Origin of the sequence: Streptomyces sp. NPDC052020, assembly GCF_040680575.1 — a bacterium.
Lineage (GTDB): Bacteria > Actinomycetota > Actinomycetes > Streptomycetales > Streptomycetaceae > Streptomyces.
Window position 1 is genome coordinate 47,503 of the sequence record NZ_JBFAWY010000022.1, and the last position, 24,752, is coordinate 72,254.

Consider the following 24,752-nt stretch of genomic DNA (forward strand, 5'->3'; position numbering starts at 1 on the left):
TTCTGTTCGAGCTTGTCGAGAGCTCGGCCGAGGATCAGGTAGGCTGGTGCTCGCACCGATCGGTGAAAGCCGGTCGGCGGCCATGCGGACGTAGCTCAGTTGGTAGAGCGCAACCTTGCCAAGGTTGAGGTCGCGAGTTCGAGCCTCGTCGTCCGCTCGGGAATGAGACCCCGGTCCTTCATTGGACCGGGGTCTTTTCGTATGCCCGCGGGCCGCGTTCCGCCGTTCGCGGGCGGCATTTCGCGGGCTGCCGTCTGACATATGCCATTCCCGGCGATGACCGGCGCCAAAGGTGTGAAGGTCGCCACATCCCCGCGGGTCGAACTGCCCGGTCCCCGCGTGCTCCTCGTCACCGGCCACGGCCGCCCCGGTCACCTGAAAAGGGCACTACGGGCGCTCGCGGCGGGCGGGCGCGGGTTCGTGCCGGTGGCGGTCAGCGCCCAGCGGCCCGTCCAGATCATCCGCACCGTCCACGCCGAAACCGTTACGCCGACCCCGAGTTGGCCGCCGATACGATCTCCGCCGGAGGCTCGCCGCTGATCGCGCGGAAGGCGGAACGTGCTGGAGTTCGCCGTCTACGGAGCGCCCGTCGCGGAGAGCGCCGAGCGGGCCGAGCTGTCGCCGGGGACCGCGCGGGACCATCTGTCGCCGGCCGCCTCGAAGCTGGGGCGGAGAGCCGACATACCGCGGGGTGTCTCGCGCGCCCGCGAGGTTGGGTATAGTTGCTCTCGCGCCACGGCGCAACGCGGACGTAGCTCAGTTGGTAGAGCGCAACCTTGCCAAGGTTGAGGTCGCGAGTTCGAGCCTCGTCGTCCGCTCCAGCGACAAGCCCCCCGGTTTCGGCCGGGGGGCTTGTTTCGTGTCCGGGGGCTGAGTTTCCGCCGGGGGGCGGCTGGGTTTGCGCCGGGGCTGCTGTGGCGGCCCCGGCGCCGTCAATCGGTCGCCGGTCGCCGGTCGACCAGGATCGTCAGTGGTCAGGACCAGCTCAGGCCGGTCAGGCGCTCGTACGCCTCGATGTACTTGGCGCGGGTCGCGTCCACGACCTGACGGGGCAGCGGGGGCGGAGGCTGCTCGCTCTCGCGGTCCCAGCCGGACTCGGCGGAGGTCAGCCAGTCGCGGACGAACTGCTTGTCGTACGACTGCTGCGGGCGGCCCGGCTGCCACTGGTCGGCCGGCCAGAAGCGGGAGGAGTCCGGGGTGAGGACCTCGTCGGCCAGGACCAGCCGCTCCCCCTCGAATCCGAACTCGAACTTCGTGTCGGCGAGGATGATCCCGCGCTCACGGGCGATGTCACGGGCCCGGGAGTACACGGCGAGGGTCGCCTGGCGCAGGCGTGCGGCGGTCTCCGCGCCGACCTGTCGGGCGACCTCCTCGTAGGAGACGTTCTCGTCGTGCTCGCCGACCGCGGCCTTGGTGGCCGGGGTGAAGATCGGGGCGGGCAGTTCGGAGCCGTCGACGAGCCCCTCGGGGAGGGCGAGACCGCAGACGGTGCGGGACTCCTTGTACTCGGCCAGGCCGGAGCCGGTGAGGTAGCCCCGGGCCACACACTCGACCGGGACCATCCGCAGGGACTTGCACACCAGGGTGCGGCCGGCCCAGTCGGCGGGGGCGCCGGCGGGCAGGTCGGTGCTCAGGACGTGGCCGGGGACCAGGTCGGCGAGCTGGTCGAACCACCACAGGGAGAGCTGGGTGAGGACGCGGCCCTTGTCGGGGATCTCGGTCGGCAGCACCCAGTCGTAGGCGGACATGCGGTCACTGGCGACCATCACGAGGTCGCCCGCCTCGTTCTGGTACAGGTCGCGCACCTTGCCGGTGTGCAGATGCACCAGACCCGGAACCTGGATCGGCTCGGGCTTTTCGACGAATCCGGACACGGTTCCTCCCCGTGGTTCTGTCCAATGAGTCGATTCTCCCGTACATCGAGTCGATCGAGGACAGCGGGTCGGCGCGGGGTCCGTACCCGGGTGCGGCCGGGGGCGGCCGGTCAGTCCCGTTTGCAGATGCGGTCCAGGAGGTTGGCGGTGGCGCGCTGGATCCGGAGGTCGACGTGCTCGGGGCGGTCCAGTGCCGGGGACCACGCGAACGTCCCGGACGCGAACACCCAGGCGCCGGACGGAGCCCGGTACAGGGACGTCTCCTGGTGCCGGCGGATGCCGTCGGTGTCGGTGTACGGGGAGTGGGCGAGCAGGATCCGTTCGTCGTGGTCCGGCAGCGGGGTGCGCGGGAAGTAGCGGTCGGCCTCGCCCGCCACCAGGCCCTCGATGGCGTCGCCCTCATGGGCGCCGGTGCCCTCCCACAGCCAGTGTCCGGCGTTGCGGACGATCAGCGGGTGCGGCTCGGGGACCCGGCCCGCGTACTGGATGCCCATCAGCTGCTGCTCCGCACGGTCGACCTCCCGCCACAGCACCGGGCGGCCCGGGCCTTTGCGTTTGCGGCAGGTCAGCAGGCGGTCGGGGACACCGGACGGGGACGGGGACAGCTCCACCTGCCAGTACATGGTGTTGGCGGAGAGGAAGACCAGCGAGGTGCCGTGCTCGCGGGCGGCTTCCACGGTGCGGCGCATGGGGACGGACCAGTACTCGTCGTGGCCGGGGAAGACCAGGCCCCGGTAGCGGGTGGGGTCGATCCGGCCGGCGTGCAGGTCGCGGGCGTCGGCGTAGGCGAGGTCGTAGCCGTAGCGCTCGGCGAAGCGGATGAAGTCGTAGGCGTGGCCGACGTGCAGGGGCAGGCCCGCTCCCGCGTACGGGCGGTCGAAGGAGACCGTCGTCGCGGCCTCCGCCTCGCCCAGCAGCCGGCCGTCCTCGTCCCAGGCGTGGTAGAGGCTGGCGCCGGTACGGCCGTCCTCCGGGTACAGGTTGTACGCCTGCCAGGTGATGTCCGGCAGAAGGAGCAGCAGGTCGGCGGGGTGGGTGTCGCGGACGGTGAAGGGGACGTGGGAGCGGTAGCCGTCGGCCGTGGTCAGGACGGCCACGTACGCGCCGATGTTCCAGTACGACGGGATCTGCAGGCGCCAGGACAGCCACCAGTGGTGGCAGGAGACCGTGCGGTCGGCGGTGAGGGGCGCCGGCTGCACGATGCCGGACAGACGCGGGCTGGTGGTGATCTTGGCGGCGCCGTCACCGCCGTAGTGGCCGATGCGGTAGACGTCGACGCTGAACTCCTGGGGCGGGTCGACGGTGATGTGGAAGTCGATGGCCTCGCCGGGAGCGGCCGCGCCGGTGGAGGTGAAGCCCTTGATCTGCCGGCGCACGTCGTCGGCCGCGCGCGGGCCGCCGGTGGGGCGGTGGGCGGGCCGCTGGCCGGGAAGCTTCCCGGTGCGGCTCGCCGGGGCGGGAACCGGTTCCTGGTCCAGATACCAGGGGACGACCTGGCCGGTGTCACTGAAGTACGTCTCGCAGCCGCGCAGCCAGGGGACCGGACCTTGCCCGAAGGGGTCCGTCACGGCGTGCGCGAGTGCTCCCGACTCCCAGCGGCGTACGGGCTGCGACCCCATGGGTCATTCCCCTCCCTCTTGCCCCCGTGCCGTGTCGTGTCGTGTTGGGTTGTTGGGGCGGTCTGCGGTGTGCGGTCGTGGTGTGCGGTCGCGGTGTGAGGTGCGGTGCGGTGCGTGGCCGAGCGACCGAGCGGTAGTGGTTCGGTCGGGTCGTCGGGCGGGCGCCACTGACGTATGTCGGGCGCTCTTGCCCTGGTTGCCACGGATTCCAGCACATCACATTTCGCACGCGCGCTGTCACTGTTCGTTGTGAACTGATGAAAGTGGAACTAGTTCTTCCGCCCGAGTTGTGCTCGCCGTCAGACCAGTCGCACCGGCTTTTCCGGGCGTATGCCGAGGTCGGTGAGCCAGGCCCGCAGCGGGACCGGATCGCCGGTCTCGACCAAGGTGTGGACACGGGGAGCAAGGTCGGACATGCGTTCGCCGTCGATCAGAAGGACCGGGCCGTCCAGCCAGTCGAGTCCCGGCGTGGCGCCGGCGGTGTCCATCGCCGCGCAGCAGACCATCGCCGTGATGTGGTCGGTGAGGAGATCGCGGGCGGCACGCGGAGGCTGGAGCGGGAACAGGGGCAGCGGGTGGTCGTCCCAGAGGGCGGTGTCGGGGCCGGGCGGGGCGGCGGGGGGAAGGCCCGGAGGCGCGGGCCGCTGGACTTCCGCCTCCTCACGGGCCAGCTGGGCACTGAGCCGTGCCGCGAGGGCGGCGCTGCGGGACGTGGCGCCGGAGAGCTCCTCGTCCTCCGGGGCGGGCGTGTCCCGCGGATCTGCCACGCCTGCCGCGCCTGCCACGTCATACGGGCCCGGCCGCTCCGGTTGCTCCGGCTGCCCCGGCCGATCCCTGTGTTCCGCCTGATTCGCCCGGGAGCGGGGCGTGGAGGGAGCGGCCGGGTCCGTCAGGTGGTCGAGGACGCGGGCCAGGGTGGGGCCGGCGGCCTCCGCTCCGGTGCCGGTGGCGGTGCGGCGGACGCCCAGGGCGTCCAGGACGCGGTGGAGGCGGGCGGCGTCCGTGCGCCAGGCGCGGTCGACGACCTCCTCCGGATACTCGTGCCACTCCACCGACGACCAGGACGGGCCGGGCTCGGCGGGGCCGCCGTGGAAGAGGCGGGCGGCGAGGAGGGAGGCCGCCTCGTCCACCGCGCCGGGCTCCTCCAGCAGATCGCAGGCGGGCCGCTCGCCCAGGCGGGAGGCGAAGCCCTCGGCCAGGCGGTCACGCCGGGACAGCTCGGTGAGCGCCGCGACGACCCCCGCGTCCAGCCGGGAGGGCCAGCGGCCCATCCGCCAGGCGGGCAGCGCCACCTTCGTCAGCAGCCGGTCCCAGCCCGCGTACGCGAGGCCCACCTGTTCCTGGGCGACGATGCGCAGTCCGTAGTCCACGTTCTGCGCACGCCGCGCCGCGGCGGCGGCGACCCCGCGCTCCATCTCGGCCGCGTGGGCGCGGCAGCTGCGCAGCAGCAGGCGGGACACCCAGCCGACGGCCGCGCACACCGCACGGGACAGCCGGCGGCGGGTGCGGGTCGCGGCGACCGCCACCGCCGCGTCCAGGCCGCGGACGAAGCGCCGGGCGGCCGCTATGTCGGGGTGCGCCGAGGGGCCCGTACCGGCCACCACCGGGGCCAGCACCGCGCGGAGCTCGCCGACGCGCATCCACCACAGGAAGGGGGAGCCGATGACGAGGACGGGAGCGTCGGGCGGGCGTCTGCGGGCCCGTCCGCCCGGACCGGCCGTCTCGTCGTGCTCCCGCGGGGGCGGCGGGCCGTGGGCCGGGTGGGTGCGGTCCTCCAGCCAGCTGTCGCAGTCCGGGGTGAGCGCTATGGCGGACGGGGCCGGGACGTCGAGCCGGTCGGCGAGGTCGCGCACCATCCGGTACAGGTCGGGGGCCGACTCCTCGGCGATCGGGACCGTCGGGCTGACGGCGGGGCGGGCACGGGCGACGAACAGGGCGATGCCGGCCGCGGCGAGCAGGACGACGACGGCGACCGCGGTCACGGACCAGCGGGCGATGTCCCAGCCCGGCCCCGGAAGGTGGCCCGTCGAGCCGCCGGCGAGCAGGATCACGGCGGCCGCGGCGGGCAGCACGGCGACGGCCACGGCCCGGCTGCGGACCCGCAGCACGGCCAGCGCCCGGGAGCGCGCGTCCGGCGCACCCCGCTCTTCCACGCCCATGCCGGTCATGACCGCACCTCACCCCCTCCCTGCCTGTCGTGACGCTGTCCTGGTGGTGCTCACTCCCCCACTGTGGCACCCGCCACTGACATCGCAATGTCGATGGGCCAAGTGCCGGAACGCTTGCGCGGCACCCTAGTTGGGGCCTCGGCGCCCGTCAGCCGGATGGGACATCGGTCACTCGATGGAATGGCTTTGGGCAAAGGTGGATGACGGACAGCGAAGGTCAGGCCCTGATTCGAGAGGGAACGCAACGGTCAGGCCCTGACTCCAGAGGGAGCGCAAGGAGCAGGCTCTGACTCCAGAGGGACTGCAAGGGTCAGGCCCCGGTTCCTGAGACGGAGCCGGGGCCTGCCGGGTTCGGTGGCGGTGGGCGGTCTGGGACCGGGCGCCTGGGCGTCTACGCGCCGGCCGCCGCCTTCGCCGCGATGTCCGTGCGGTGGTGGGAGCCGTCGAGGCGGACGCGGGAGACGGCCCGGTAGGCGCGGTCGCGGGCCTCGGCGAGGTCCTTGCCGGTGGCCGTCACGGACAGGACGCGGCCGCCCGCGCTGACGACCGTGTCACCCTCGCGCCGGGTGCCCGCGTGCAGCACGTACGCGTGCGGAGCGTCCTGCGCCGCGACCTCGTCCAGGCCGGTGATCGGGTCGCCGGTGCGCGGGGCGCCGGGGTAGTTGTGCGAGGCGACGACCACGGTGACCGCCGCCTCGTCGCTCCAGCGCAGGGGCTCCAGGTCGGCCAGGTTTCCGGTGGCGGCGGCCATCAGCAGGCCGGCGAGCGGCGTCTTCAGCCGGGCGAGCACGACCTGCGTCTCCGGGTCACCGAACCGGGCGTTGAACTCGATCACGCGGACGCCGCGGGAGGTGATCGCGAGACCGGCGTAGAGCAGGCCGGAGAACGGGGTGCCGCGACGGCGCATCTCGTCGACGGTCGGCCGCAGCACCGTCTCCATGACCTCTTCGACCAGCTTGGGGTCGGCCCACGGCAGCGGCGAGTAGGCGCCCATGCCACCGGTGTTCGGGCCCTCGTCGCCGTCCAGCGCCCGCTTGAAGTCCTGGGCGGGCTGGAGCGGGCGGACGGTCTCGCCGTCGGTCACGGCGAACAGGGACACCTCCGGGCCGTCGAGGTACTCCTCGATGACCACCCGGTCGCAGGCCGCGGCGTGCGCCCTGGCCGCGTCGAGGTCGGAGGTCACGACGACGCCCTTGCCGGCGGCGAGCCCGTCGTCCTTGACCACGTACGGGGCTCCGAAGGCGTCGAGGGCCGCGTCGACCTCTTCGGGGGTCGCGCAGACGTACGAGCGGGCCGTGGGCACGCCGGCCGCCGCCATGACGTCCTTCGCGAAGGCCTTGGAGCCCTCCAACCGCGCGGCCTCCTTGGACGGGCCGAAGACCGGGATGCCCGCGTCGCGCACGGCGTCGGCGACCCCGGCGACCAGCGGCGCCTCCGGGCCGACCACGACCAGCTCGGCGCCGAGCTCGGTGGCCAGCGCGGTCACGGCCTTGCCGTCCAGGGCGTCGACCTGGTGCAACTCGGCGACCTCGGCGATGCCGGCGTTGCCGGGTGCGCAGTGCAGCGCGGTGACGTCGGGGTCGAGGGACAGGGAACGGCACAGGGCGTGTTCGCGGGCGCCGCCGCCGATGACGAGGACCTTCACGGGGTCAGCCTAACGGCACAGGGGCGGTCCGGTTCGTACGGGCCGCCGAGGGGGCGAACCGTCGCCGTTCGTGCGTTCCTCCGAGGGCGGGGCTCCGGCACGCCCGGCACGCGGGGCCGCGCCTACGCCGGACCGGTCTCCGGCCCGGGCCCCCGGACCGGTCTCCGGCCCGGTCCCCCGGACCGGTCTCCGGCTCGGCTCCCGCCCCTGTCCCTGACTCGGCCGATACCCGTCCGCTACCCGTCCGCTACTCGTGCGCGATCTCCTCCACGATCGTCGCGCCCAGCTCCCGAACGATCAGTTCCTTGCCGGACAGGGCCGACTCGTCGAGATCGGGATCGTCGTCCTCGGGGATGTCGTCCTCGGGCGAGACCGGGGGCGGCTCCGGCGCCGAGGGCGCGGGGGCCGGGGCGGCGGCCCGGGAGGAGGCCGGAGCGGGGGCCGACGCGGCGGGCGAGGGCGCCGTGGACGACGCCTGCGGCGGCGCCGGCGAGGGGGCGCCGCCACCGCCGTACCCGCTGCCGCCGCCAGCGCCGTAACCGCCGCCACCACTCGGGGCGGCACCGCCCGGGCCGTGACCGCCGGGGAAGCCGGAGCCGGAGGGTCCGGCGGACGGCGGCGGCGCCGAGCCGCCGGAGGGGTCGACGACCGCCTCGATCTTCCACTGGACGTTGAACTGCCCGGCCAGCGCCTGGCGCAGCACGTCCTCGCTGCCGCTGCTCAGGAAGTTGTCCCGGGCACCGGCGTTGACGAAGCCGAGCTGGAGCGTGGTGCCGTCGAAGCCGGTCACCTGGGCGTTCTGGCTGAGCAGGATCCAGGTGAACCGGCGGCGGTTCTTGACCGCCTCCAGGATGTTCGGCCAGAGGGAGCGGGGGTCGAGACCGCCGCCCGAGGGCGCGAAGGCGGGAGCCGCCGACGCGGCCGGCGCCGCGGAGGGAGAGGCGGGAGAGGGGGGCGTCTGGGGCTGCCCGCCGCCGGCGGGCGCCGCCGTGGGCCAGCCGCCGGGCCGGCGCCCGCTGCCGGCGGCAGCGGCCGTGGGCCAGGCACCGGGCGCGGGTGCCGCGGCCGGCGGCGCGGAGGCGGCAGGCGCCGGAGCGGCAGGCGCGGGCTCGGGTGCGGGTGCGGAAGGGGCGGCGGCCGCTGGTGCGGGAGTGGCGGGGGCCTGGGGGGCGGAAGCGGGTACGGCTCCGCCGGCGGCCGGTGCGGCGGCCGTACCGGGCCCGGCGGGCGCGGCACCGGCCGGCGCGCCGGACGCGCGCACGGCGGCCCGGGCCGCGGCGGGCCCGCCGCCCGGCGCGACGGGAGCGGCGGCGGCTCCCGCGTGGGCGTCGGGACCCGGCACGTATCCCATCGCGGGGGCGCCCGCGCCCGCGGAGAACTGCACCCCGCGCTCGATCCGGTCGAGGCGTGCCATCACCGACCGCTCGTCGCCGTATGCCGTGGGCAGCAGCACGCGCGCGCAGATCAGCTCCAGCTGGAGACGGGGGGAGGTGGTCCCCCGCATCTCGGTCAGCCCCTGGTTGACGAGGTCGGCGGCGCGGCTCAGCTCGGCGGCCCCGAAGGACCGCGCCTGCGCCTGCATCCGCTCGACGACGTCCACCGGGGCGTCGATGAGCCCCTTCTCCCCCGCGTCCGGCACGGCGGAGAGGATCACCAGATCGCGGAGCCGCTCCAGCAGGTCGGCGACGAAGCGCCGCGGGTCGTTGCCGCTCTCGATGACACGGTCCACGACCTCGAAGGCCGCGGCCCCGTCACCGGAGGCGAACGCCTCGACGACGGAGTCGAGCAGCGACCCGTCCGTGTAGCCGAGCAGGGCGGTCGCCATGGCGTACGTCACGCCCTCGTCACCGGCGCCCGCGAGCAGCTGGTCCATGACGGACATGGAGTCCCGTACGGAGCCGGCGCCCGCCCGCACGACGAGCGGCAGCACGCCGTCCTCGACGGGGATCTTCTCCTGCTCGCACACCGCCGACAGGTAGTCGCGCAGGGTCCCGGGCGGCACGAGCCGGAAGGGGTAGTGGTGGGTCCGCGACCGGATGGTCCCGATGACCTTCTCGGGCTCGGTGGTCGCGAAGATGAACTTCAGGTGCTCCGGCGGCTCCTCGACCACCTTGAGCAGGGCGTTGAAACCGGCCGACGTGACCATGTGGGCCTCGTCGATGATGTAGATCTTGTACCGGCTGCGGGCGGGCCCGAAGAATGCCTTCTCCCGCAGGTCGCGGGCGTCGTCCACACCACCGTGCGAGGCGGCGTCGATCTCGATGACGTCGATCGAGCCCGGGCCGTTGCGCGCCAGGTCCTGGCACGACTGGCACGCGCCGCACGGCGTCGGCGTGGGACCTTGCTCACAGTTCAGACAGCGGGCCAGGATCCGCGCGCTCGTCGTCTTGCCGCAGCCGCGCGGACCACTGAACAGGTACGCGTGATTGACCCGGTTGTTCCGCAGCGCCTGCTGCAGCGGGTCGGTGACATGCTCCTGCCCGATGACCTCGGCGAAGGACTCCGGGCGGTAGCGGCGGTAGAGCGCGAGAGACGACACGCATACGAGGTTATAGGCGCCCGCCGACAACCGGCCGGGCCTCGGCTCCACCGCAGGTCAGGGGCCCGGGCCAGCCCTCCCGGCCCCTCGCCGGGACCGACCGGAGCCCGCCCCGCCAGATCGGGCCGACCGGCCCGGCCCCCGGAAACGCAAGCGCCCCCCACGCACCCGCCAGAGCCAACCTACCCTTGCTGCCTTCCGGCCCTGGGGGAGTTCAGTCAGATAGCGCCGCGTGAGGGGCTTCGCACAGGTTACCCGATTTCGCGGGCCGGCGACGAGTTCGCGAGCACTCCCCGGCGTCATGTAATGTTCTCGGCGGAGGATTCGCCTAGAGGCCTAGGGCGCACGCTTGGAAAGCGTGTTGGGGGCAACCCCTCACGAGTTCGAATCTCGTATCCTCCGCCAGTGCCTCACCGGGCACGATGCCGAAGGGCCCCACCGTTCGCGGTGGGGCCCTTCGACGTTGTCCGTCTCGGTTTTCGTCTCAGTTGATTTCCGGGGGCTCCCGCCGCACATCGCCAGCCTGCCGCGCGATCTTGCGAAGCATGGTCCCCGTCACATGGACGTAGCGAGCGCGCGTGATCGTGCCCTCGCTGGCGATGTCGCTGGCCGCCGTCCACGAACAACGCCGGGCCCCGGAGGCCCGGATCGCGGCCCTGCTGGAGGCCCACCCTCCTTTCCCAGGTCCTGACCTCGATGCCCGGCATCGGCGTCAGGACCGCCGCCATCCCCCCGGCCACCGTCGGCGACGGCAGCTCCTTCCCCACCGCCGCCCACCTCGCCCCCTACGCCGGCCTCGCCCCGGCCACCAAGCAGTCCGGCACGTCGATCCACGGCGAACACGCCCCCAGAGGCGGCAACCGGCAGCTGAAACGGGCGATGTTCCTCTCCGCGTTCGCAGCCCTCCACGATCCCGCCTCCCGGACCCACTACGACCGCTGCCGAGCCCGCGGCAAAACCCACACTTAGGCCCTCCTCCGCATCAGCGTCCTGTTCGCCAGGCTCCGCGACGGAACCCGCAGATGAGCACGTTCGGGCCACCGAGTTGCTGGAGGGCCGCGATCAGCAGGTCCCGGTAGTCACGCCAGGAGAAACTCTTGCGGCCCTCGCGTCGGCCGTCGTCCCGACGCGGCCGGAAGATCAGCCTCCAGCGGTGGCCGGGCCTGTAGCAGGTCAGCGCGGCGATGGAGATGCGTCGGCAGGAGCGGCCGCGGACCCGCACCACCGGGGCCCGGCCACGCTGTGACCAGGTCTTCGCGTGCGGCGGCGTCATGGAGAAGCCGGCTTCGTCCTCGAAGAGGAGCCAGACTCCACGGGCCGCCGCGAGACTTCCGCGCAGGGCCAGGTCTCCTTCCCCCAGCCGGCCACGGCTTCATCGTCCCGCTCGACGGCCCGTCGGGCCGGGACCCGGTAGGACCAACGGTTGCGGACCAGTAGCTTGCGCACGCCCTGAAGGGTGTAGGTCAGGTGGAAGCGCCGGCCGATCACGTTCCTGATCCGCGCCAGGGTCCACCGCTGGTCCTCCCAGCCGTGCGCGGTCGGCCCCTTGGCCAGCTCCGCCCCCAGCCGTGCGAACTGCTTCTCGCTCAGCCTCGGCAACGACGCGGGCCCTGCGACCGCAGGGCCCGCCGATCTCCCCCGTCCCATGCCTGCCGCCATCGCTGTACCGACCGGGCACTGACCCGCAGGTCCTTGGCGATCACCGAACTCGCCTCGCCCCGGATGAACCGCTCGGCCACCTGAAGGCGTAAAACCTCGCGGAACTGCTGCCGTTCGGCGGTCAGCCCGCCACTCTGTGGATACCGTGTGCTCCGGTGATACCGCGGGTTTGCAACTACTCGTCTAGCTAGGGGAACCCCTCACGAGTGCGAATCCCGTAACCTCCGCCGGCCCAAAGGGTCTCAGCGGCGCGTGATCAGGGCTGCACCTATCGCCAGGTCCGACCGCGCCGTCTTGTGGAGGGCGTTCAAGGCGTCGATGAGCGCGGGGCCCAGTTCGGTCCGGTGGGCGGTGGAGACGCCGTCCGGTTCTCGTGCGTAGATCAGCAGGTCCCAGAGGCGCTCATTGACCGTCGCAGCGGATTTCGAGGCCGCGTCGTCTGCCAGCAGGACGAGGGCTTCGAACAGGATGGAGCGCCGGGTTTCCGCCGTTTCCATCTCCGATAGCGCCTCGGACGGGTCCTCGCCCCGCTCGCGGGTTGCGAGCGCCCGGCGAGCGGCGCGGGCCGCCTCCTTGACGCAGGAGACGTACTCCACGTACGTGTCGAGCTTGCGCTCGTCCCACCGCGTGGCCAGCGCCTGCCGGAACCGGACCCGCTAGGCCAGGGTCGTGGCGAAGAACGACGTGACCGCGCCCAGCAGGACACCGACCAGGGTGATGATCTGACTCGCCATGGGATCAAGTTAACGTCCTGGACAGGCCCTTGGTCCCGTTCCGGACGGGGCCGTGCCTCGCCTCCGTTCAGGCGGTCGTGCGGCATCCGCTGTGCTTCGTCGCCTGGTCACCGGTGGGACGGTCGGCCAGGTCGGCGCCCGCCAGCGTTCGGGGAATTCGGGGAAAGGGAGTGGAACGTGCCGCATGTGCTGAACCTCTGGCGTCGGCAGCTCGGGGAGGTGCCCGAGGCGGTCTGGGGGCGCGCCGAGCTGGAGGTGCTGATCCTGGCGGACAACGGGCTCACCGAGCTGCCGCCGGAGATCGGCCGGCTGACGCGGCTGGCCACCCTGGACCTCGGCCACAACCGCCTCACCTCCGTACCGGACTCGCTCGGTGACCTGACCGGCCTCAGTGGCTGCCTCTATCTGCACGACAACCGGTTGTCCGGGCTCCCGGACTCCCTGGGGAACCTGACGCGGCTGGGCTATCTCAACGTCGGCGAGAACGCCCTGACCGCCCTGCCCGAGGCCATCGGGCGGATGACCGGTCTGATCGAGCTGCGGGCGCAGCACAACCGTCTGACCACCCTGCCCGACGGCATCGGGCACCTGCGCGGCCTGCGCGAGCTGTGGCTGCGGGGCAATCTGATCGACAGCCTGCCGCCGTCCGTGGCCCGACTCCGGGAACTGCGCCACCTGGAGCTGCGGGAGAACGCGCTCGCCGAGCTGCCCCCGGCGCTGGCCGGTCTGCCCCGGCTCCGCCAGCTCGACGTGCGGAGCAACCGCCTGACCCGGCTGCCGGACTGGGTCGCCGGTCTGCCCTCGCTGGAGAAGCTGGACCTGCGCTGGAACGCCTGCGAGCCCTCTCCGGCGCAGCTGGCCGAGCTGCGCCGGAGAGGGTGTGTCGTCCTGCTGTGAAGCCGTCCGGGCGGAGCGCCGGCGGGCCGGTGGGTCAGCGCTGGGTGAGGGACTGGGGGAAGTCGGTGATGATGCCGTCGACGCCCAGGCCGGCCATCCGGCGCATCGCGCCGGGCTCGTCGACCGTCCACACGTTGATGTCCATGCCCAGTTCGTGCACGCGGTCGACCAGGGCCTGGTCGGTCACCGTGTACTGCGGGTTCACCTGGTCCGCCCACGTGCTCAGCTGGACGAGTTCCTCCTCGGTGGGACGCGTGGCGTCCAGGAAGCCGATCGGGACGTCGGGCATGAGGGCGTGGAACTCCTGGGCGTCGTCCACCTGGAAGGACTGGACGGCGAGCTCTCCCTCGGCCAGGGCGCGCCGCACGTAGCGCGGCTTGCCCAGCAGGTTCTCCGCGAAGTCGGTCGCGATGCCGACGTAGTGGCCGCACGGGCTGATCTCGGCCAGCAGTCCGGTGCGGGTGTTCCTGACGCTCGCGATGACCTCGTCGACGGTCATGAGCGGTTCGCCGGCGTAGTCCTCGTGGAACCACGAACCGGCGTCCAGTCTGCGCAGTTCCGCCCAGGTGAAGTCGGAGACCCGGTATCTGGGACGGCCCGGGTAGACCTCCTCGACGTCGGTGGTCCGCTCCATGGTGCAGTCGTGGAAGTTGACCAGTTTGCCGTCCTTGGTGCGCTGCACGTCGATCTCGACAAAATCGGACTCCTGTTCGATGGCGAGATCGACGGCCGCCGCGGTGTTCTCCGGCGCCATGCCCGACGACCCGCGGTGCGCGATGACGTCCGGACCCTCGTCGGCGTGCGCGGCCGTCGACATCATCGCCATGGCCAGACCACTGAGCACGGCCACGACGACACCGGTGCGCCTCTTGCTCACATGCTTCACTGCAGCCTCCCGGATTCCGATGACTCCTGGAGGCTGCCGAACGGTGGTTACGGGAAACCTGACGCGGCCTGGCGGCGCTCATATCAGCCAGTGGAGCGGACCGGTGAAACGGCCATCCGCGGCCCTAACGGGCGGTTGCGCCTATTCAGGGCGCGGAGGGCCGGACGGCGCGGCGCCTCACCAGGTGGGCCGGGCCGACACCCCTCCGTCCACCACCAGGTCGTGGCCGGTGACCCAGGACGCCAGCCGGGAGGCGAGGAAGACGCAGGCGTCGCCCACGTCCTCGGGCCGGCCCAGGCGTCCGGCGGGCGCCGCCCGCCGCCACCGCCGCACGCCCTCCGGCCACGCCTCGGCCAGGCCCTCGCGATCGATGAGGCCGGGCGAGACGGTGTTGACGCGGATCCCCCACGGGCCGTACTCCAGGGCGGCCGACCGGGCGTGCATGACGACCGCCGCCTTCGAGGCGCAGTAGTGGGCGTGGCCGGGGGCGGGGGCGCTCGCCTCGACGGAGGCGATGTGGGTGATCGTGCCGCCGCCCCGGTGGCGCATCAGCTCCGCCGCCGCCTGGGTGCAGGCGAAGACGCCGGACAGGTTGGTGTCGACGACGTCCCGCCACTCGGCGGCCGTCATGCCGGGCAGCTCCCGCACCGGCTGCACCCCGGCGTTGTTGACCAGAGCCGTCACCCGTCCCCCGCCCCAGTCGGCGGCCTCGCCGACCAGGCGGCGGCAGGCGTCCTCGTCGGTGAGGTCGGCCCGCAGGACGACGGCCCGGCCGCCCAGGTCGCGGACGCGCGCGGCCGCGTCGCGGGCCGCCTGCACCGCCGTACGGCAGTGCAGGGCGACCGCCGCGCCCTCCTCGGCGAAGCGGAGGGCGATGCCCCGGCCGATGCCGCCGCCCGCACCCGTGACCAGGGCGACCTGTCCGTCCAGCAGCTTCATGGGCCCTCCCGGGGACGTGGGGGACTGTGCGGGGCCGGACTCAGGGCCGGCACAGGGCGGCGATGCGGGCCGCCTGTGCCGGATAGCGTGCCGTGAGCTCGGCCGCGTCGCCGTGCTCGTAGTCCTCTTCGGTGAAGCCGGGGGCCATCGTGCAGCCGAGGAACGTCCAGGCGCCGCCCGCCGCGACCCGCCCGCCCATCCAGGTGCGGGCGGGGACGGTCAGCTGCGGGTGCTGGCCGGACGGGACGTCCGGTCCCAGCACGGCCGTCCGGGACGACCCGTCGGGCGCGAGCAGCAGCAGCTCCAGCGGGTCGCCGAGGTAGAAGTGCCAGACCTCGTCGGTGGGCAGGCGGTGCAGGGCGGAGTAGTCGGCGCCGGTCAGCAGGACGACGATCGCCGTGCCCTCCGGGCGTCCGTCGGGCCGGTCCGGTCCGGCCCAGGTACGGCGGAACAGGCCGCCCTCGCGCGGGAGCGGCCGGAGACCGTAGCGTGCGACGAGGTCCTCAGGGGTCACCGGGGTCACCCGGGGAAGGCTACCTCCCGGTCGAGGAAAGACAGCTGAGCCCGCTTCTCCGGCAGGTACACGTCGGGCAGGTCGACCTCGGGCAGGACGACCTCGGGGCCCGCGGTGAAGCCCTGCTTGAGGAAACGGGCGATCGCCTTGGCGTTGCGGACGTCCGGGTCGATCACGATCCGGGTCCGGCCCAGGGTCCGGAAGACGTACGCCGTCACGACGCCGATCAGGGCGGAGGTCCAGCCGGGCCGCGTGCCGTCCGGTCCGGCGGGGGCGAGCAGCAGGTGGACGCCGATGTCGCCGGGGCGGACCTCGTAGCACTCGCCGACGCGATCGGCGTCCGGCTCGTAGGTCTGCAGCAGCGCGGCCGGCTCGCCGTCCCTGACCAGCAGCAGGGCGTGGTGGGTGTCGAGCGTGTCCATGTGGGCGTAGATCTCCGCCACCTGGTCGCGCGTCAGGCCGTTCATGCCCCAGAAGGCGGCCCGCTCCTCGCTCACCCAGCGGTGCAGGACGCCGGCGTCGCGCTCGGCGTCCAGCGGCAGGACGCGGACGGTGCCGAAGCCGTCGGTCCGCTCTTCGTGGACGGCGGTGCGGGAGGCGTACGGGTCAGACATCGGTCTCCTCGGTGTCCTGGTGCAGTCGGGTGAAGTCGGTGACGACGGGGACGAGGTCGCCCCGCAGCCACAGGGGCAGCTGGTCGCGGTGGTGCGGCGAGCCGGGGACGCCGCAGGCGCCGAAGGGGACCACCCAGCGGCTGTCCTCGCGGCGGGCCAGGTCCCAGACGTACCGGGCGGCCGGGCCGCGGGCGGCGAGGTCGGTCACGCCCGGCACCGCGGAGGTGCACAGGACGCAGTCGTGGTCGCCGGACAGGCCCGGTTCGTCGTACCGCTCGTCGGCGAGCGCCCGCCAGGGGGCGAGGCGGTGGGTGTCGCCCCAGGTGCCGGGCGGGTCCCCGGCGGCCACCTCCTCCACGGCGGCGCGGACCTCGGCCGCGCGGTCGACGCCGTACAGCTCGGGGGCGCGCAGGAGGTGTTCCAGGGCGTAGCCGATGCGGGGGCGCAGGGCCAGCCAGGGCTGGAAGAGCTCCGGGTAGGCGGGCGGGACGGCCAGCGCGGCGAAGGCCGGGTGGGCCGCGAGGCGCCGTACGACCGCGCTGCGCACCGCCGCGTAGGCCGCCGCGTCGGCGCTGTGGGCGTCCATGCGGCGGTCCCAGCGCAGGAGGCGGTCGCGGAGGGCGGCGGCCTCGGGGGTGAGCCCGTCGAGGGCGGCGAGGCGGTCCAGGAGGGGGGCGGCGGAGGCGAGGTGGGTGTCGGTGTGGATGGCGGGCATGTCCGCGGCCGACCAGCGGTCCTTGCCCGCGAGCAGCGCGGCGATGCGGCCGGCGCGGTGCGGCGGGGCGAACTCGACGCCGAGGGGGGCGGCGGGGCCGCGCTGGTTGGCCATCACGGCGACGCCGCCGGTCAGCCCGGCGCGGGGGGTCTCGTGCCAGCCTCGCCAGGCGTGGCCGGGCTCCCAGGCGGGGACGACGCGGGTGCCGTTGGCGGCGGCGCGCACCGGCACCCGGCCCGCGACCCGGTGCAGCAGCCCGCCCTCGGTGTCGGCGGCCTGCACCACGTTGACCGGCTCGACCCACGCGTCCAGGGCGCGGTCGACGTCGGCGACCCGGCGGGCCCGCAGCAGCGGCAGCAGGGCGCCGAAGCCGAGGTCGGCGGTGACGCGGGGCGGGTAGCGCAGGCTGATGGCGACCGGGGTGCCGGCGGAGTCCGCCGGGTCGCCGCCGTCGAGCCCTTCCGGACCGCCGATGACGACCGGTCCCCGGCCGGTCTCGATCACCTCGACCTCGGCCGCCTCCTCCCCGGCGACCTCGATGGTCTCGGTGTGGCGGGCGGCGCGGTGCCAGGTGCCGTCGGGGCCGAGGGCCTCGACACCGGCGCCGGTGCGGCGCAGCCGCTCCCGGTACAGGTCCTGGTAGTCGGCCATGGCGTTGGTGATGGCCCAGGCGACCGTGCCGGTGTGGCCGAAGTGGGCGATGCCGGGGACGCCGGGGACGGCGAGGCCGACCACGTCGAACTCGGGGCAGGCCAGGTGGATCTGCTGGTAGACACCGGGGTCCTCGATGAAGCGGTGCGGGTCGCCGGCGATGACCGCCCGCCCGGTGACGGTGCGTTCCCCGGCGACCAGCCAGCCGTTGCTGCCCGCGGTGCCGGGGCCGTCGGTGGCGAACAGGGCGACCGCGTCGGGTCCGAGGTGCCGGGCGACCTGCTCGCGCCACAGCTTGGCCGGGAAGCCCGCGAAGAGGATGTGGGTGGACAGCCAGACGGCGAGCGGGGTCCAGGGTTCCCAGCGGCCGGGGGCGAGACCGGTGCGGCCGAACTCCGCGGAGGCGCCCTCGGGCAGGCCCTCGTTCACGCCGTCGACGTAGGCCCGTACCCAGTCGGCCGTCTCCGGGTCGGACTCCTCCAGGGCCGTGAAGCAGCGGCGGGCGGTGTCGGCGAGGAGGGAGCGGCGGGCGAAGCGGTCCCAGGGCAGGGCCTCGGGGCCGAGGAAGGAGGCGGTGGTGCCCTGGGCGCGGTGCCGCTCGACCTCCAGCTGCCAGGCCCGGTCCCGCGCGGTGACGCGGCCCTGGACACGGGCGAGTTCGCGCGCGCTGCCGGCGCGCAGGTGCGGGATGCCCCAGGCATCACGGAATATCTCGGCGCCCACCTGTGCCCTACTTCCCTTTAGGTTAGCCTTGCCTAATTATTGACCGAACCGGTGGCGGAATCGTACGCGAACGGTGAAGAACCCCTGGGGCAGGGCGGGGCCGGCCGGGACGCGGTCCCGGAGCCGGGGCACCGGCGCGCGTCCCGGCCGCGCACGCGCGATCATCGGTCCATGAACGTCACCCTGCACCTCGCCCAGGACCCCGAGGCCGACGAGCTGCTCGGCCGCAGCCCGCTCGCCGCGCTGACCGGCATGCTGCTGGACCAGCAGATCCCGATGGAGTGGGCGTTCAAGGGGCCCGCGACGATCGCCCGGCGCATGGGCGCGGAGGACCTGGACGCGCACGAGATCGCGGCGTACGACCCGGAGGAGTTCGCCGCGCTGCTGTCGGAGAAGCCGGCCGTGCACCGCTACCCCGGGTCGATGGCGGGGCGCGTCCAGCAGCTGTGCCGGTACCTCGTCGAGCACTACGACGGGGACGCCGAGGCCGTCTGGCGCGGCGTCGGGACCGGCCGGGAACTGCTCGGGCGGCTCCAGGAACTGCCCGGTTTCGGCAAGCAGAAGGCGCAGATCTTCCTCGCCCTGCTCGGCAAGCAGCTCGGCGTGCGGCCGGAGGGCTGGCGGGAGGCCGCGGGCGACTACGGCGAGCCGAAGTCCTTCCGGTCCGTCGCCGACATCACCGGACCGGAGTCGCTGGCCAGGGTGCGGGCCCACAAGCAGGAGATGAAGGCGGCGGCGAAGGCGGCGAAGGCCGCCAGGACCACCGGGGCGGCCGGGAAGTAGCCGCGGCATCCGGGCCGTTCGCGGGTCTTTCCCGGCCTTTCGCGCGTCTTTCCCCGGGTCTTTCCCTGGTCTTTTCGCGGGTCTTCCCGGGGTCTTTCCCGGGGCGTGCTTCACGACCGCCGTCACCACAGGCGCGCCCCCGCCCGGGGGTCCGTCACCGCCCCGGCGCGCGACACCCGCCCAGGCGAGCGGGAGCCGCCCCCCCCTGAGCCGAACGGCCGTCACCCGGGTGGCCGCCTCCGGAGGGCGGGCCGCGGGCGCGAGGTCCAAGCATGGACCATGACCGAGCCACCGAGCGGCTCCCCGTGGGGTCCCGAGTACGACGACCGCCGGGTCCACGCCCGGCACGCGCCCGCCGCCGGGCCGCCCGGCGGACACGAGCCCGAGCCGCCCTTCGAGGGGCCGCTGCACCTGCTGGCCCGCACCGCCTGGCAGACCGTGCTGCTCACCGGCGCCGCCTCCCTCGTCCTGGGCGTCCTGGTCCTGGTGTGGCCGGGCGCGTCCCTGCTCGCCGCCGGGGTGCTGTTCGGTCTCTACCTCCTGATCGGCGGCGTACTGCAACTCGCCGCCGCCTTCGGCACGCACCGGACCACCTCGCTGCGCGTCCTGGCCTTCGTCAGCGGCGCGGTCTCCGTCCTGCTGGGCCTGTTCTGCTTCCGCGGCCCCCTGCGGTCGGTCCTGCTGCTCGCCCTGTGGATCGGCATCGGCTGGCTGTTCCGCGGGATCACGCACACCGTGGCCGCCGCCCACGACCCCGGGACGCCCGCCCGCGGCTGGCAGGTCCTCCTGGGCGTCGTCACCGCCCTCGCCGGCGCCGTCCTGATCGTCTCGCCGTTCGAGTCGGTCGCCGTCCTCACCGTCGTCGCCGGCTGCTGGCTCGTGGCCGTCGGCGCGGTCGAGATCGTCACCGCCCTGCGGATCCGCGGCCGCGCCCGCCGGATGCCCCGCGCCCTGTGAACGGCGCCCGCCCCGGGCCCCGCCCCCGCGCCGAGCGGGCGGTTCCCGTGCCCGGCGTGAAGGGGCGCGTACGCCCGGCGGGGATACGACGCGACCTGAGCCCCGCGCCCCGGGCGGCCCGCCGTGCCACGCGCCGGCGCCTGTGGCCGCGGGTGCTCGTGCTGCTGCTCGTCCTGCTGCTGCCGGGCGCGCTCACGCAGGCGGTGCCGGGTGCCGTGGTGCCCGCCGAGATCGGTGCTCCGGCGGCCGAGTACGACGTCGCCGACACCGCCCTGCGGCTCCCCGCCCGCACCGGCCGGCGCCCCGCCGCGCCCCCGCGCCCCGCGCCGCCCGTCCCGCTCCCCCGCCCCCCGGTCGGCGTGCGCCCTCCCCTTCCCGCGCCGGGCCCGGCACCCCCCTGCCCGCGCGCCCCGCGTTCGGTGGTCCTGCGCTGCTGACCGAGCCGCCCCATCGGGCCCGTCAGCCCCGCGGTCATCCCACCGAACGAGGAGACACACGCCATGCTCAAGGACCCCTATGCCGTCCTGCGCGCCCTGCTGCGCGCCGAGGCCGCCCGCAGCGCGCCCAGGCCGGCCGCCCCGTCCCAGCCCGAACAGCGGCCCGGGCAGCGGTCGGCGTCCGGACGACAGCACGCCTGAGCGGTACGGCCGCATACGCGGAGGCGGGGCCGCCGGCTGCCGGAGCCACCGCCTCCGCCCGGGCCCGCCGGGGCGCCCGGCCAGGTGCCCGGGGGGCGCTCGGCGCCGGCTCGGTGAGCTTCCCGCACGCCTGCTCCCGGGTCCGCACCGTGGCCGGGAGCGCCGCCCGTGGCCGGGAGCGCCGCGCGGTCGTCCGGGGTTACGGCGCGCGGCGCGTGCTGGCCCCAGGTCGAGCGCCGGGCCGCCGGCGGCGTACCCCGGGGCGATCTCCAGGGCCGGTGGCGGAAGACCCGGCGGGGCCGCGGAGGGTACGGCGGGACCGGCCCGAGAGCCGGTCTCACGGTCGCTCACATATCGGACCCCTGTTCCCGGTTCGCCCCTTTTCACGGCCTCTTTTTCGGCGTCGCACCGCGTCGCCGTGGCTGCGCCCGGAACGTCTGGACCGGTAGGCTTTCCGTGTGATCTTCAAGCGCATCGGAAACGGCCGGCCGTACCCCGACCACGGCCGGGAAAGCACCCGGCAGTGGGCGGACGTCGCGCCGCGCCCGGTCCGCCTCGATCAGCTCGTGACCACCAAGCAGCAGCTCGACCTGGAGACGCTCCTCGCCGAGGACTCCACCTTCTACGGCGACCTCTTCGCGCACGTCGTGAAGTGGCAGGGCGACCTGTACCTGGAGGACGGCCTGCACCGCGCGGTGCGCGCGGCGCTCCAGCAGCGCCAGGTGCTGCACGCGCGGGTCCTCGAACTCGACGACTGACCGGGCGGCGCTCGACCCGGCCCAGCCCGGCCCGGTCCGCGAAGCGCCCGGCTTGACCCTTTCGGGTGGGATCCGCCCTGACCGGACGCATCAAATGATCATCTGGTAGGCACGGCCGCCCCCGCGCACTACGCTGCGGCCATGAGCATGCTGACTCCACCCGGCATGGGCGGCGCGTACCGGATCACGGGGGACAAGTACCCGCGGATGCGGCCGCCCCGGCGGCGCGGCAGGCTCGCCTTCCTCGCCGTCGCCTGCGCCGCCGCCCTCGGCCTGCTCGGCTGGGGCACCACGCAGCTCATCGACGTGTTCGGCGGCGGGGGGAACTCCGCCTCCGCGGCCGGCGCCGCGGCGGCGTGCACCCCCCGGGCCAGCGCCTCACCCCGCACCGCGGCACCCCCCGAGCCCGCCGGGATCACCGTCAACGTGCTCAACGCGACGACCCGCGCCGGCCTCGCCAAGAAGACCGCCGACGAACTGAAGAAGCGCGGCTTCCGCATCGGCGAGGTGGGCAACGCGCCCGAGGAGTACGACAAGAAGGTCAAGGGCGCCGGCCTCCTGCTGGGCCCCGGCTCCTCCCTGAAGACCTCGCTGCCGGTGCTCGCCACCCAGCTGCCCGCCGCGGAGCGCCGCACCGACGCCGCCCGCCGGGACACCGCCCTCGACCTGGTCATCGGCGACGCCTTCCGGCAGCTGGCCCCGAAGGCCGACGCCGACCGGGCGATGGCCGAACTGGCCGAGCCGCGGCGGGCGCCCGCCGACGAGAAGCGGACCTGCTGAACGGCCGCGCGCGGAACGCGCGGGGGACGGCCTACTCGGCCGACCCGTACATCCGGTCGCCCGCGTCCCCGAGGCCCGGCACGATGTAGCCGTTGTCGTCCAGACGCTCGTCGACCGAGGCCGTCACGACCGTCACCGGCGTGCCGGCCAGATCGCGCTCCATGACCTCGACGCCCTCGGGGGCGGCCAGCAGCACCACGGCGGTCACGTCGTCGGCGCCGCGCCGGATCAGCTCCTTGATCGCGGCGACCAGCGTGCCGCCGGTGGCCAGCATCGGGTCCAGCACGTACACCTGGCGCCCGGAGAGGTCCTCCGGCATCCGGGTGGCGTAGGTGGACGCCTCCAGCGTCTCCTCGTTGCGGATCATGCCGAGGAAGCCCACCTCGGCGGTCGGCAGCAACCGGACCATCCCGTCCAGCATGCCGAGGCCGGCCCGCAGGATCGGCACCACCAGCGGACGCGGGTGGGAGAGCTTGACACCGGTGGTGCGGGCGACCGGCGTCTGGAGGTCGACCTGCTCGGTGCGCACGTCCCGCGTGGCCTCGTAGGCGAGCAGGGTGACCAGCTCGTCGGCGAGACGGCGGAAGGTCGCGGAGTCGGTGCGCTGGTCGCGCAGCGTGGTGAGCTTGTGGGCGACCAGGGGGTGGTCGACGACGTGGAGACGCATGTCCACCACAGTAACCGGGCCCGATGGGCCCGGCGTCCGCGCGCCCGGCAGGGCCCGGACCGGCGCCTTACCCGCCCGCCTGCGTCAAACGGTCCGCCCGGGGGAAGGTGGGAGGGATGAACGCGGGGTGGTGGGACTGTGCCTGACCGGGAATTCCACGACATGCCGTCCCGGAGCGACGATCCGGCGGCGGACACCGAGGGCCGGACGGACGCCGAACGGCGCCGGCGCCGCGCCCAGTTCCTGCGCGAGCTGGCCGAGGCCCGGGCCCTGCGCGCCCGCGTCCAGCCGCGCCGCGCCAAGGTGGCCCGGATGCGCCGCGCCATGCGCATGCGGACCTTCCGCTGGTAGACGGGTGCCGGAGGGCCGGACGGGGAAGATCGCGCGGCGCGCGGGCGCCGGCGCGCACGCGGTGCGCCGGGACCGCGGAAGTCCGCGTACGATCCGCAAGTGGCGGCACCGAGTGCGCTGGTGAGTCCCTCGCGGAGGGGCTCGTCCCGGCGTACCCGGACATGCCCTCGGACTCGCGATCAAAACGGCCGGACACAGGGAGCCGAAGACGTCCCCTGAACGTCTTGTTTCTGCCACGATTCCGAGTGGGTGGGGCTCGGAGCCCGTTCCCCCGCCCGCAACCTCCGCCGGGGGGACCCCCAACCGGCACGCCTATGACCAGTGGGAGAGTCACGGTGTACTTCGCCGCACTGCTCGCGCGCACCGAAGACGGGTGGGAAGCGAGCGACACAGAGCTCGACGATGTGGAGACCCTGTCGGATCTGGCCGACCTGGCCCGGGAAGCCTCTCCCGACGAGGACACGGTGCTGGTGCTCATCGAGCAGGAGGGCGCCTGGTTCGGCGTCGTCCGCGTCGACGGCGAGGACGACCCTCGCATCTACGTCTCGGACGCCGCCGCCGCCGCCCGCAGCAGCTACGGCGAGCTCCTGCTCACCGACGAGCTGCTGGGCCGGGAGCCCGGTGACGGCGCTCCCGACCTGGACGCCCTGGACCTCGACGGCACCGAGGACGGCGAGCCGGGGGAGGACGACGCCGACGGCGCCGAGCCCCCCGCCGCCGAGTCCACCGTGCCGCACGGCCCGGTCGGCGACGCCGACATCCTGGAGGACCTCGGCGTGAGCGAGAAGGAGCTGCGCGCGCTGTCCGAGGACGCGCTCACCGAGATCGCCGAGGCCCTGGGCGCCTCGGAGACGCTGGAGACCGTCCGCTGACCGCACCGACCGAAGAACCCGAAGGACCCGAAGGACCCGAAGGACCGGAAGCCTCCGCAGCGCTCGGCGTGCCCGGCGCCGGCGGTCCGGCGCCGGACCCGGTACGCGACCGCTGGCGGCCCGCGATGCGGCTCGCCCTGGCCGAGGCCGGGCGGGCGGCCCGGGGGGGAGACGTCCCCGTCGGCGCCGTCGTGCTGTCGGCGGACGGCACCACCGTGCTCGCCGCCGGCCACAACGAGCGCGAGGCCACCGGCGATCCGACGGCGCACGCCGAGGTCGTCGCCATCCGGCGGGCCGCCGCTCGCCTCGGCGAGTGGCGGCTGGCCGGCTGCACCCTCGTCGTCACCCTGGAGCCCTGCACGATGTGCGCGGGCGCGATCGTGCAGTCCCGGGTGGACCGGGTGGTCTACGGCGCCCGGGACGAGAAGGCGGGCGCGGCCGGCTCCCTGTGGGACGTCGTACGGGACCGGCGGCTCAACCACCGGCCCGAGGTGATCGAGGGCGTGCTCGGCGACGAGTGCGCCGCCCTCCTCACCGGCTTCTTCCGCACGCGCTGAGGTCCGCGCGCGCTGACGAGCGAGCGCACCGCATACCGATTTCAAACCGGGGGCCACCTTGCGGTAGGGTCTCCCTCGGTAGCGTGTCCGAGCGGCCGAAGGAGCTCGCCTCGAAAGCGAGTGTGGCGCAAGTCACCGAGGGTTCAAATCCCTCCGCTACCGCGGAGACGAAGGGCCCGGTCCGATGGACCGGGCCCTTCGCGATGTCCCGC

24 protein-coding genes, 4 tRNA genes, 1 other RNA gene and 3 pseudogenes are annotated in these 24,752 nt (G+C 74.1%); 16 read left to right on the plus strand and 16 right to left on the minus strand.

Translation table 11 applies throughout. The features are described 5' to 3' along the window. The first annotated feature begins 84 nt into the window (after nucleotides 1–84). The 3 genes and pseudogenes from AB0L74_RS22270 (at nucleotide 85) to AB0L74_RS22280 (ending at nucleotide 821) form a co-directional block, all read left to right on the plus strand. Nucleotides 85–157: transfer RNA gene (locus AB0L74_RS22270), tRNA-Gly, on the plus strand. Nucleotides 158–282: 125 nt separating this feature from the next. Then, nucleotides 283–722: pseudogene (locus AB0L74_RS22275) on the plus strand (DNA-binding response regulator); the annotation flags it as partial. 23 nt (nucleotides 723–745) lie between these two features. Further along, nucleotides 746–821: transfer RNA gene (locus AB0L74_RS22280), tRNA-Gly, on the plus strand. A gap of 153 nt (nucleotides 822–974) precedes the next feature. Here AB0L74_RS22280 and AB0L74_RS22285 read toward each other — a convergent pair. The 6 genes from AB0L74_RS22285 to ffs all read right to left on the minus strand — a co-directional run bounded on the left by AB0L74_RS22285 (nucleotide 975) and on the right by ffs (nucleotide 10,090). After that, nucleotides 975–1,874 (minus strand): phosphoribosylaminoimidazolesuccinocarboxamide synthase, encoded by a 900-nt coding sequence (locus AB0L74_RS22285; RefSeq protein ID WP_365654917.1) that lies wholly within the window; start codon nucleotides 1,872–1,874, stop codon nucleotides 975–977. Nucleotides 1,875–1,984: 110 nt separating this feature from the next. Further along, entirely contained in the window at nucleotides 1,985–3,493 is a 1,509-nt protein-coding gene (locus AB0L74_RS22290; protein ID WP_365654920.1) for a N,N-dimethylformamidase beta subunit family domain-containing protein, read from the minus strand. Between the two features lie 299 nt (nucleotides 3,494–3,792). Beyond that, nucleotides 3,793–5,661, minus strand: coding sequence for a hypothetical protein (locus tag AB0L74_RS22295; RefSeq protein WP_365654923.1), 1,869 nt, complete (start codon nucleotides 5,659–5,661; stop codon nucleotides 3,793–3,795). Between the two features lie 391 nt (nucleotides 5,662–6,052). After that, nucleotides 6,053–7,306: a phosphoribosylamine--glycine ligase gene (gene purD / locus AB0L74_RS22300; RefSeq protein ID WP_365654925.1), complete on the minus strand. Its 1,254-nt coding sequence runs from the start codon at nucleotides 7,304–7,306 to the stop codon at nucleotides 6,053–6,055. 247 nt (nucleotides 7,307–7,553) lie between these two features. After that, nucleotides 7,554–9,845, minus strand: coding sequence for a DNA polymerase III subunit gamma and tau (locus AB0L74_RS22305; RefSeq protein ID WP_365654927.1), 2,292 nt, complete (start codon nucleotides 9,843–9,845; stop codon nucleotides 7,554–7,556). Between the two features lie 146 nt (nucleotides 9,846–9,991). Then, nucleotides 9,992–10,090: signal recognition particle sRNA small type (gene ffs, locus AB0L74_RS22310), an RNA gene on the minus strand. A 72-nt stretch (nucleotides 10,091–10,162) separates the two neighbouring features. On the opposite strand from ffs, the gene AB0L74_RS22315 reads away from it, so the two are divergent. Continuing rightward, nucleotides 10,163–10,250 (plus strand) — tRNA-Ser (locus tag AB0L74_RS22315). Between the two features lie 173 nt (nucleotides 10,251–10,423). Further along, nucleotides 10,424–10,811: pseudogene (locus AB0L74_RS22320) on the plus strand (transposase); the annotation flags it as partial. 55 nt (nucleotides 10,812–10,866) lie between these two features. Here AB0L74_RS22320 and AB0L74_RS22325 read toward each other — a convergent pair. The 4 genes and pseudogenes from AB0L74_RS22325 to AB0L74_RS22340 form a co-directional block, all read right to left on the minus strand. Then, a pseudogene (locus tag AB0L74_RS22325) lies at nucleotides 10,867–11,118 on the minus strand (IS630 family transposase); the annotation flags it as partial. Then, nucleotides 11,115–11,444 (minus strand): winged helix-turn-helix domain-containing protein, encoded by a 330-nt coding sequence (locus tag AB0L74_RS22330; RefSeq protein WP_365654929.1) that lies wholly within the window; start codon nucleotides 11,442–11,444, stop codon nucleotides 11,115–11,117. The pseudogene AB0L74_RS22325 and the gene AB0L74_RS22330, both read right to left, overlap by 4 nt. After that, nucleotides 11,432–11,584, minus strand: a complete 153-nt coding sequence (locus tag AB0L74_RS22335; protein ID WP_365654932.1) for a helix-turn-helix domain-containing protein — start codon at nucleotides 11,582–11,584, stop codon at nucleotides 11,432–11,434. The genes AB0L74_RS22330 and AB0L74_RS22335 overlap by 13 nt, the downstream gene beginning before the upstream one ends. Nucleotides 11,585–11,746: 162 nt before the next feature. Then, nucleotides 11,747–12,100, minus strand: coding sequence for a hypothetical protein (locus AB0L74_RS22340; protein WP_365654935.1), 354 nt, complete (start codon nucleotides 12,098–12,100; stop codon nucleotides 11,747–11,749). A 315-nt stretch (nucleotides 12,101–12,415) separates the two neighbouring features. Between AB0L74_RS22340 and AB0L74_RS22345 the strand changes: the two genes are divergently transcribed. After that, nucleotides 12,416–13,135: a leucine-rich repeat domain-containing protein gene (locus tag AB0L74_RS22345; protein WP_365654938.1), complete on the plus strand. Its 720-nt coding sequence runs from the start codon at nucleotides 12,416–12,418 to the stop codon at nucleotides 13,133–13,135. Between the two features lie 34 nt (nucleotides 13,136–13,169). Here AB0L74_RS22345 and AB0L74_RS22350 read toward each other — a convergent pair whose 3' ends face one another. The 5 genes from AB0L74_RS22350 to AB0L74_RS22370 form a co-directional block, all read right to left on the minus strand. Continuing rightward, complete coding sequence (locus AB0L74_RS22350) at nucleotides 13,170–14,012, minus strand: glycerophosphodiester phosphodiesterase family protein (RefSeq protein WP_365654941.1); 843 nt, start codon at nucleotides 14,010–14,012, stop codon at nucleotides 13,170–13,172. Nucleotides 14,013–14,198: 186 nt separating this feature from the next. Further along, nucleotides 14,199–14,960: a glucose 1-dehydrogenase gene (locus tag AB0L74_RS22355; protein ID WP_365654944.1), complete on the minus strand. Its 762-nt coding sequence runs from the start codon at nucleotides 14,958–14,960 to the stop codon at nucleotides 14,199–14,201. 40 nt (nucleotides 14,961–15,000) lie between these two features. After that, complete coding sequence (locus AB0L74_RS22360; RefSeq protein WP_365655106.1) at nucleotides 15,001–15,474, minus strand: cupin domain-containing protein; 474 nt, start codon at nucleotides 15,472–15,474, stop codon at nucleotides 15,001–15,003. 5 nt (nucleotides 15,475–15,479) lie between these two features. After that, nucleotides 15,480–16,088 (minus strand): GNAT family N-acetyltransferase, encoded by a 609-nt coding sequence (locus AB0L74_RS22365; RefSeq protein ID WP_365654947.1) that lies wholly within the window; start codon nucleotides 16,086–16,088, stop codon nucleotides 15,480–15,482. Continuing rightward, the gene (locus AB0L74_RS22370; RefSeq protein WP_365654949.1) at nucleotides 16,081–18,177 is read right to left on the minus strand and encodes a penicillin acylase family protein; all 2,097 of its coding nucleotides are present in this window, start codon (nucleotides 18,175–18,177) and stop codon (nucleotides 16,081–16,083) included. The genes AB0L74_RS22365 and AB0L74_RS22370 overlap by 8 nt, the downstream gene beginning before the upstream one ends. Nucleotides 18,178–18,348: 171 nt before the next feature. Between AB0L74_RS22370 and AB0L74_RS22375 the strand changes: the two genes are divergently transcribed. The 6 genes from AB0L74_RS22375 (at nucleotide 18,349) to AB0L74_RS22400 (ending at nucleotide 22,093) form a co-directional block, all read left to right on the plus strand. Then, on the plus strand, nucleotides 18,349–18,960 hold the full coding sequence (locus AB0L74_RS22375; RefSeq protein ID WP_365654951.1) for an HhH-GPD-type base excision DNA repair protein: 612 nt from the start codon (nucleotides 18,349–18,351) through the stop codon (nucleotides 18,958–18,960). 279 nt (nucleotides 18,961–19,239) lie between these two features. Continuing rightward, complete coding sequence (locus AB0L74_RS22380) at nucleotides 19,240–19,917, plus strand: HdeD family acid-resistance protein (RefSeq protein ID WP_365654954.1); 678 nt, start codon at nucleotides 19,240–19,242, stop codon at nucleotides 19,915–19,917. A gap of 56 nt (nucleotides 19,918–19,973) precedes the next feature. Continuing rightward, complete coding sequence (locus AB0L74_RS22385; RefSeq protein ID WP_365654957.1) at nucleotides 19,974–20,354, plus strand: hypothetical protein; 381 nt, start codon at nucleotides 19,974–19,976, stop codon at nucleotides 20,352–20,354. A gap of 63 nt (nucleotides 20,355–20,417) precedes the next feature. Beyond that, nucleotides 20,418–20,555: a hypothetical protein gene (locus AB0L74_RS22390; protein ID WP_365654960.1), complete on the plus strand. Its 138-nt coding sequence runs from the start codon at nucleotides 20,418–20,420 to the stop codon at nucleotides 20,553–20,555. Between the two features lie 458 nt (nucleotides 20,556–21,013). Continuing rightward, nucleotides 21,014–21,313 (plus strand): type II toxin-antitoxin system VapB family antitoxin, encoded by a 300-nt coding sequence (locus AB0L74_RS22395; RefSeq protein ID WP_365654963.1) that lies wholly within the window; start codon nucleotides 21,014–21,016, stop codon nucleotides 21,311–21,313. A gap of 165 nt (nucleotides 21,314–21,478) precedes the next feature. Continuing rightward, nucleotides 21,479–22,093 carry a LytR C-terminal domain-containing protein gene (locus AB0L74_RS22400; RefSeq protein ID WP_365655110.1) on the plus strand — a complete coding sequence of 205 codons (615 nt, stop codon included), beginning with the start codon at nucleotides 21,479–21,481 and terminating at the stop codon, nucleotides 22,091–22,093. 31 nt (nucleotides 22,094–22,124) lie between these two features. Here AB0L74_RS22400 and upp read toward each other — a convergent pair whose 3' ends face one another. Then, the gene (upp, locus tag AB0L74_RS22405) at nucleotides 22,125–22,760 is read right to left on the minus strand and encodes a uracil phosphoribosyltransferase (protein ID WP_365654966.1); all 636 of its coding nucleotides are present in this window, start codon (nucleotides 22,758–22,760) and stop codon (nucleotides 22,125–22,127) included. Nucleotides 22,761–22,898: 138 nt separating this feature from the next. Between upp and AB0L74_RS22410 the strand changes: the two genes are divergently transcribed. The 4 genes from AB0L74_RS22410 (at nucleotide 22,899) to AB0L74_RS22425 (ending at nucleotide 24,702) form a co-directional block, all read left to right on the plus strand. After that, entirely contained in the window at nucleotides 22,899–23,111 is a 213-nt protein-coding gene (locus AB0L74_RS22410; protein ID WP_365654969.1) for a hypothetical protein, read from the plus strand. Between the two features lie 335 nt (nucleotides 23,112–23,446). Next, entirely contained in the window at nucleotides 23,447–23,983 is a 537-nt protein-coding gene (locus AB0L74_RS22415) for a hypothetical protein (protein WP_365655113.1), read from the plus strand. 125 nt (nucleotides 23,984–24,108) lie between these two features. Then, a complete protein-coding gene (gene tadA / locus AB0L74_RS22420) occupies nucleotides 24,109–24,540 on the plus strand; it encodes a tRNA adenosine(34) deaminase TadA (protein ID WP_365655116.1) in 432 nt (143 codons plus the stop codon). Nucleotides 24,541–24,617: 77 nt separating this feature from the next. Beyond that, a tRNA-Ser gene (locus AB0L74_RS22425) sits at nucleotides 24,618–24,702 on the plus strand. Nucleotides 24,703–24,752: the final 50 nt, after the last annotated feature.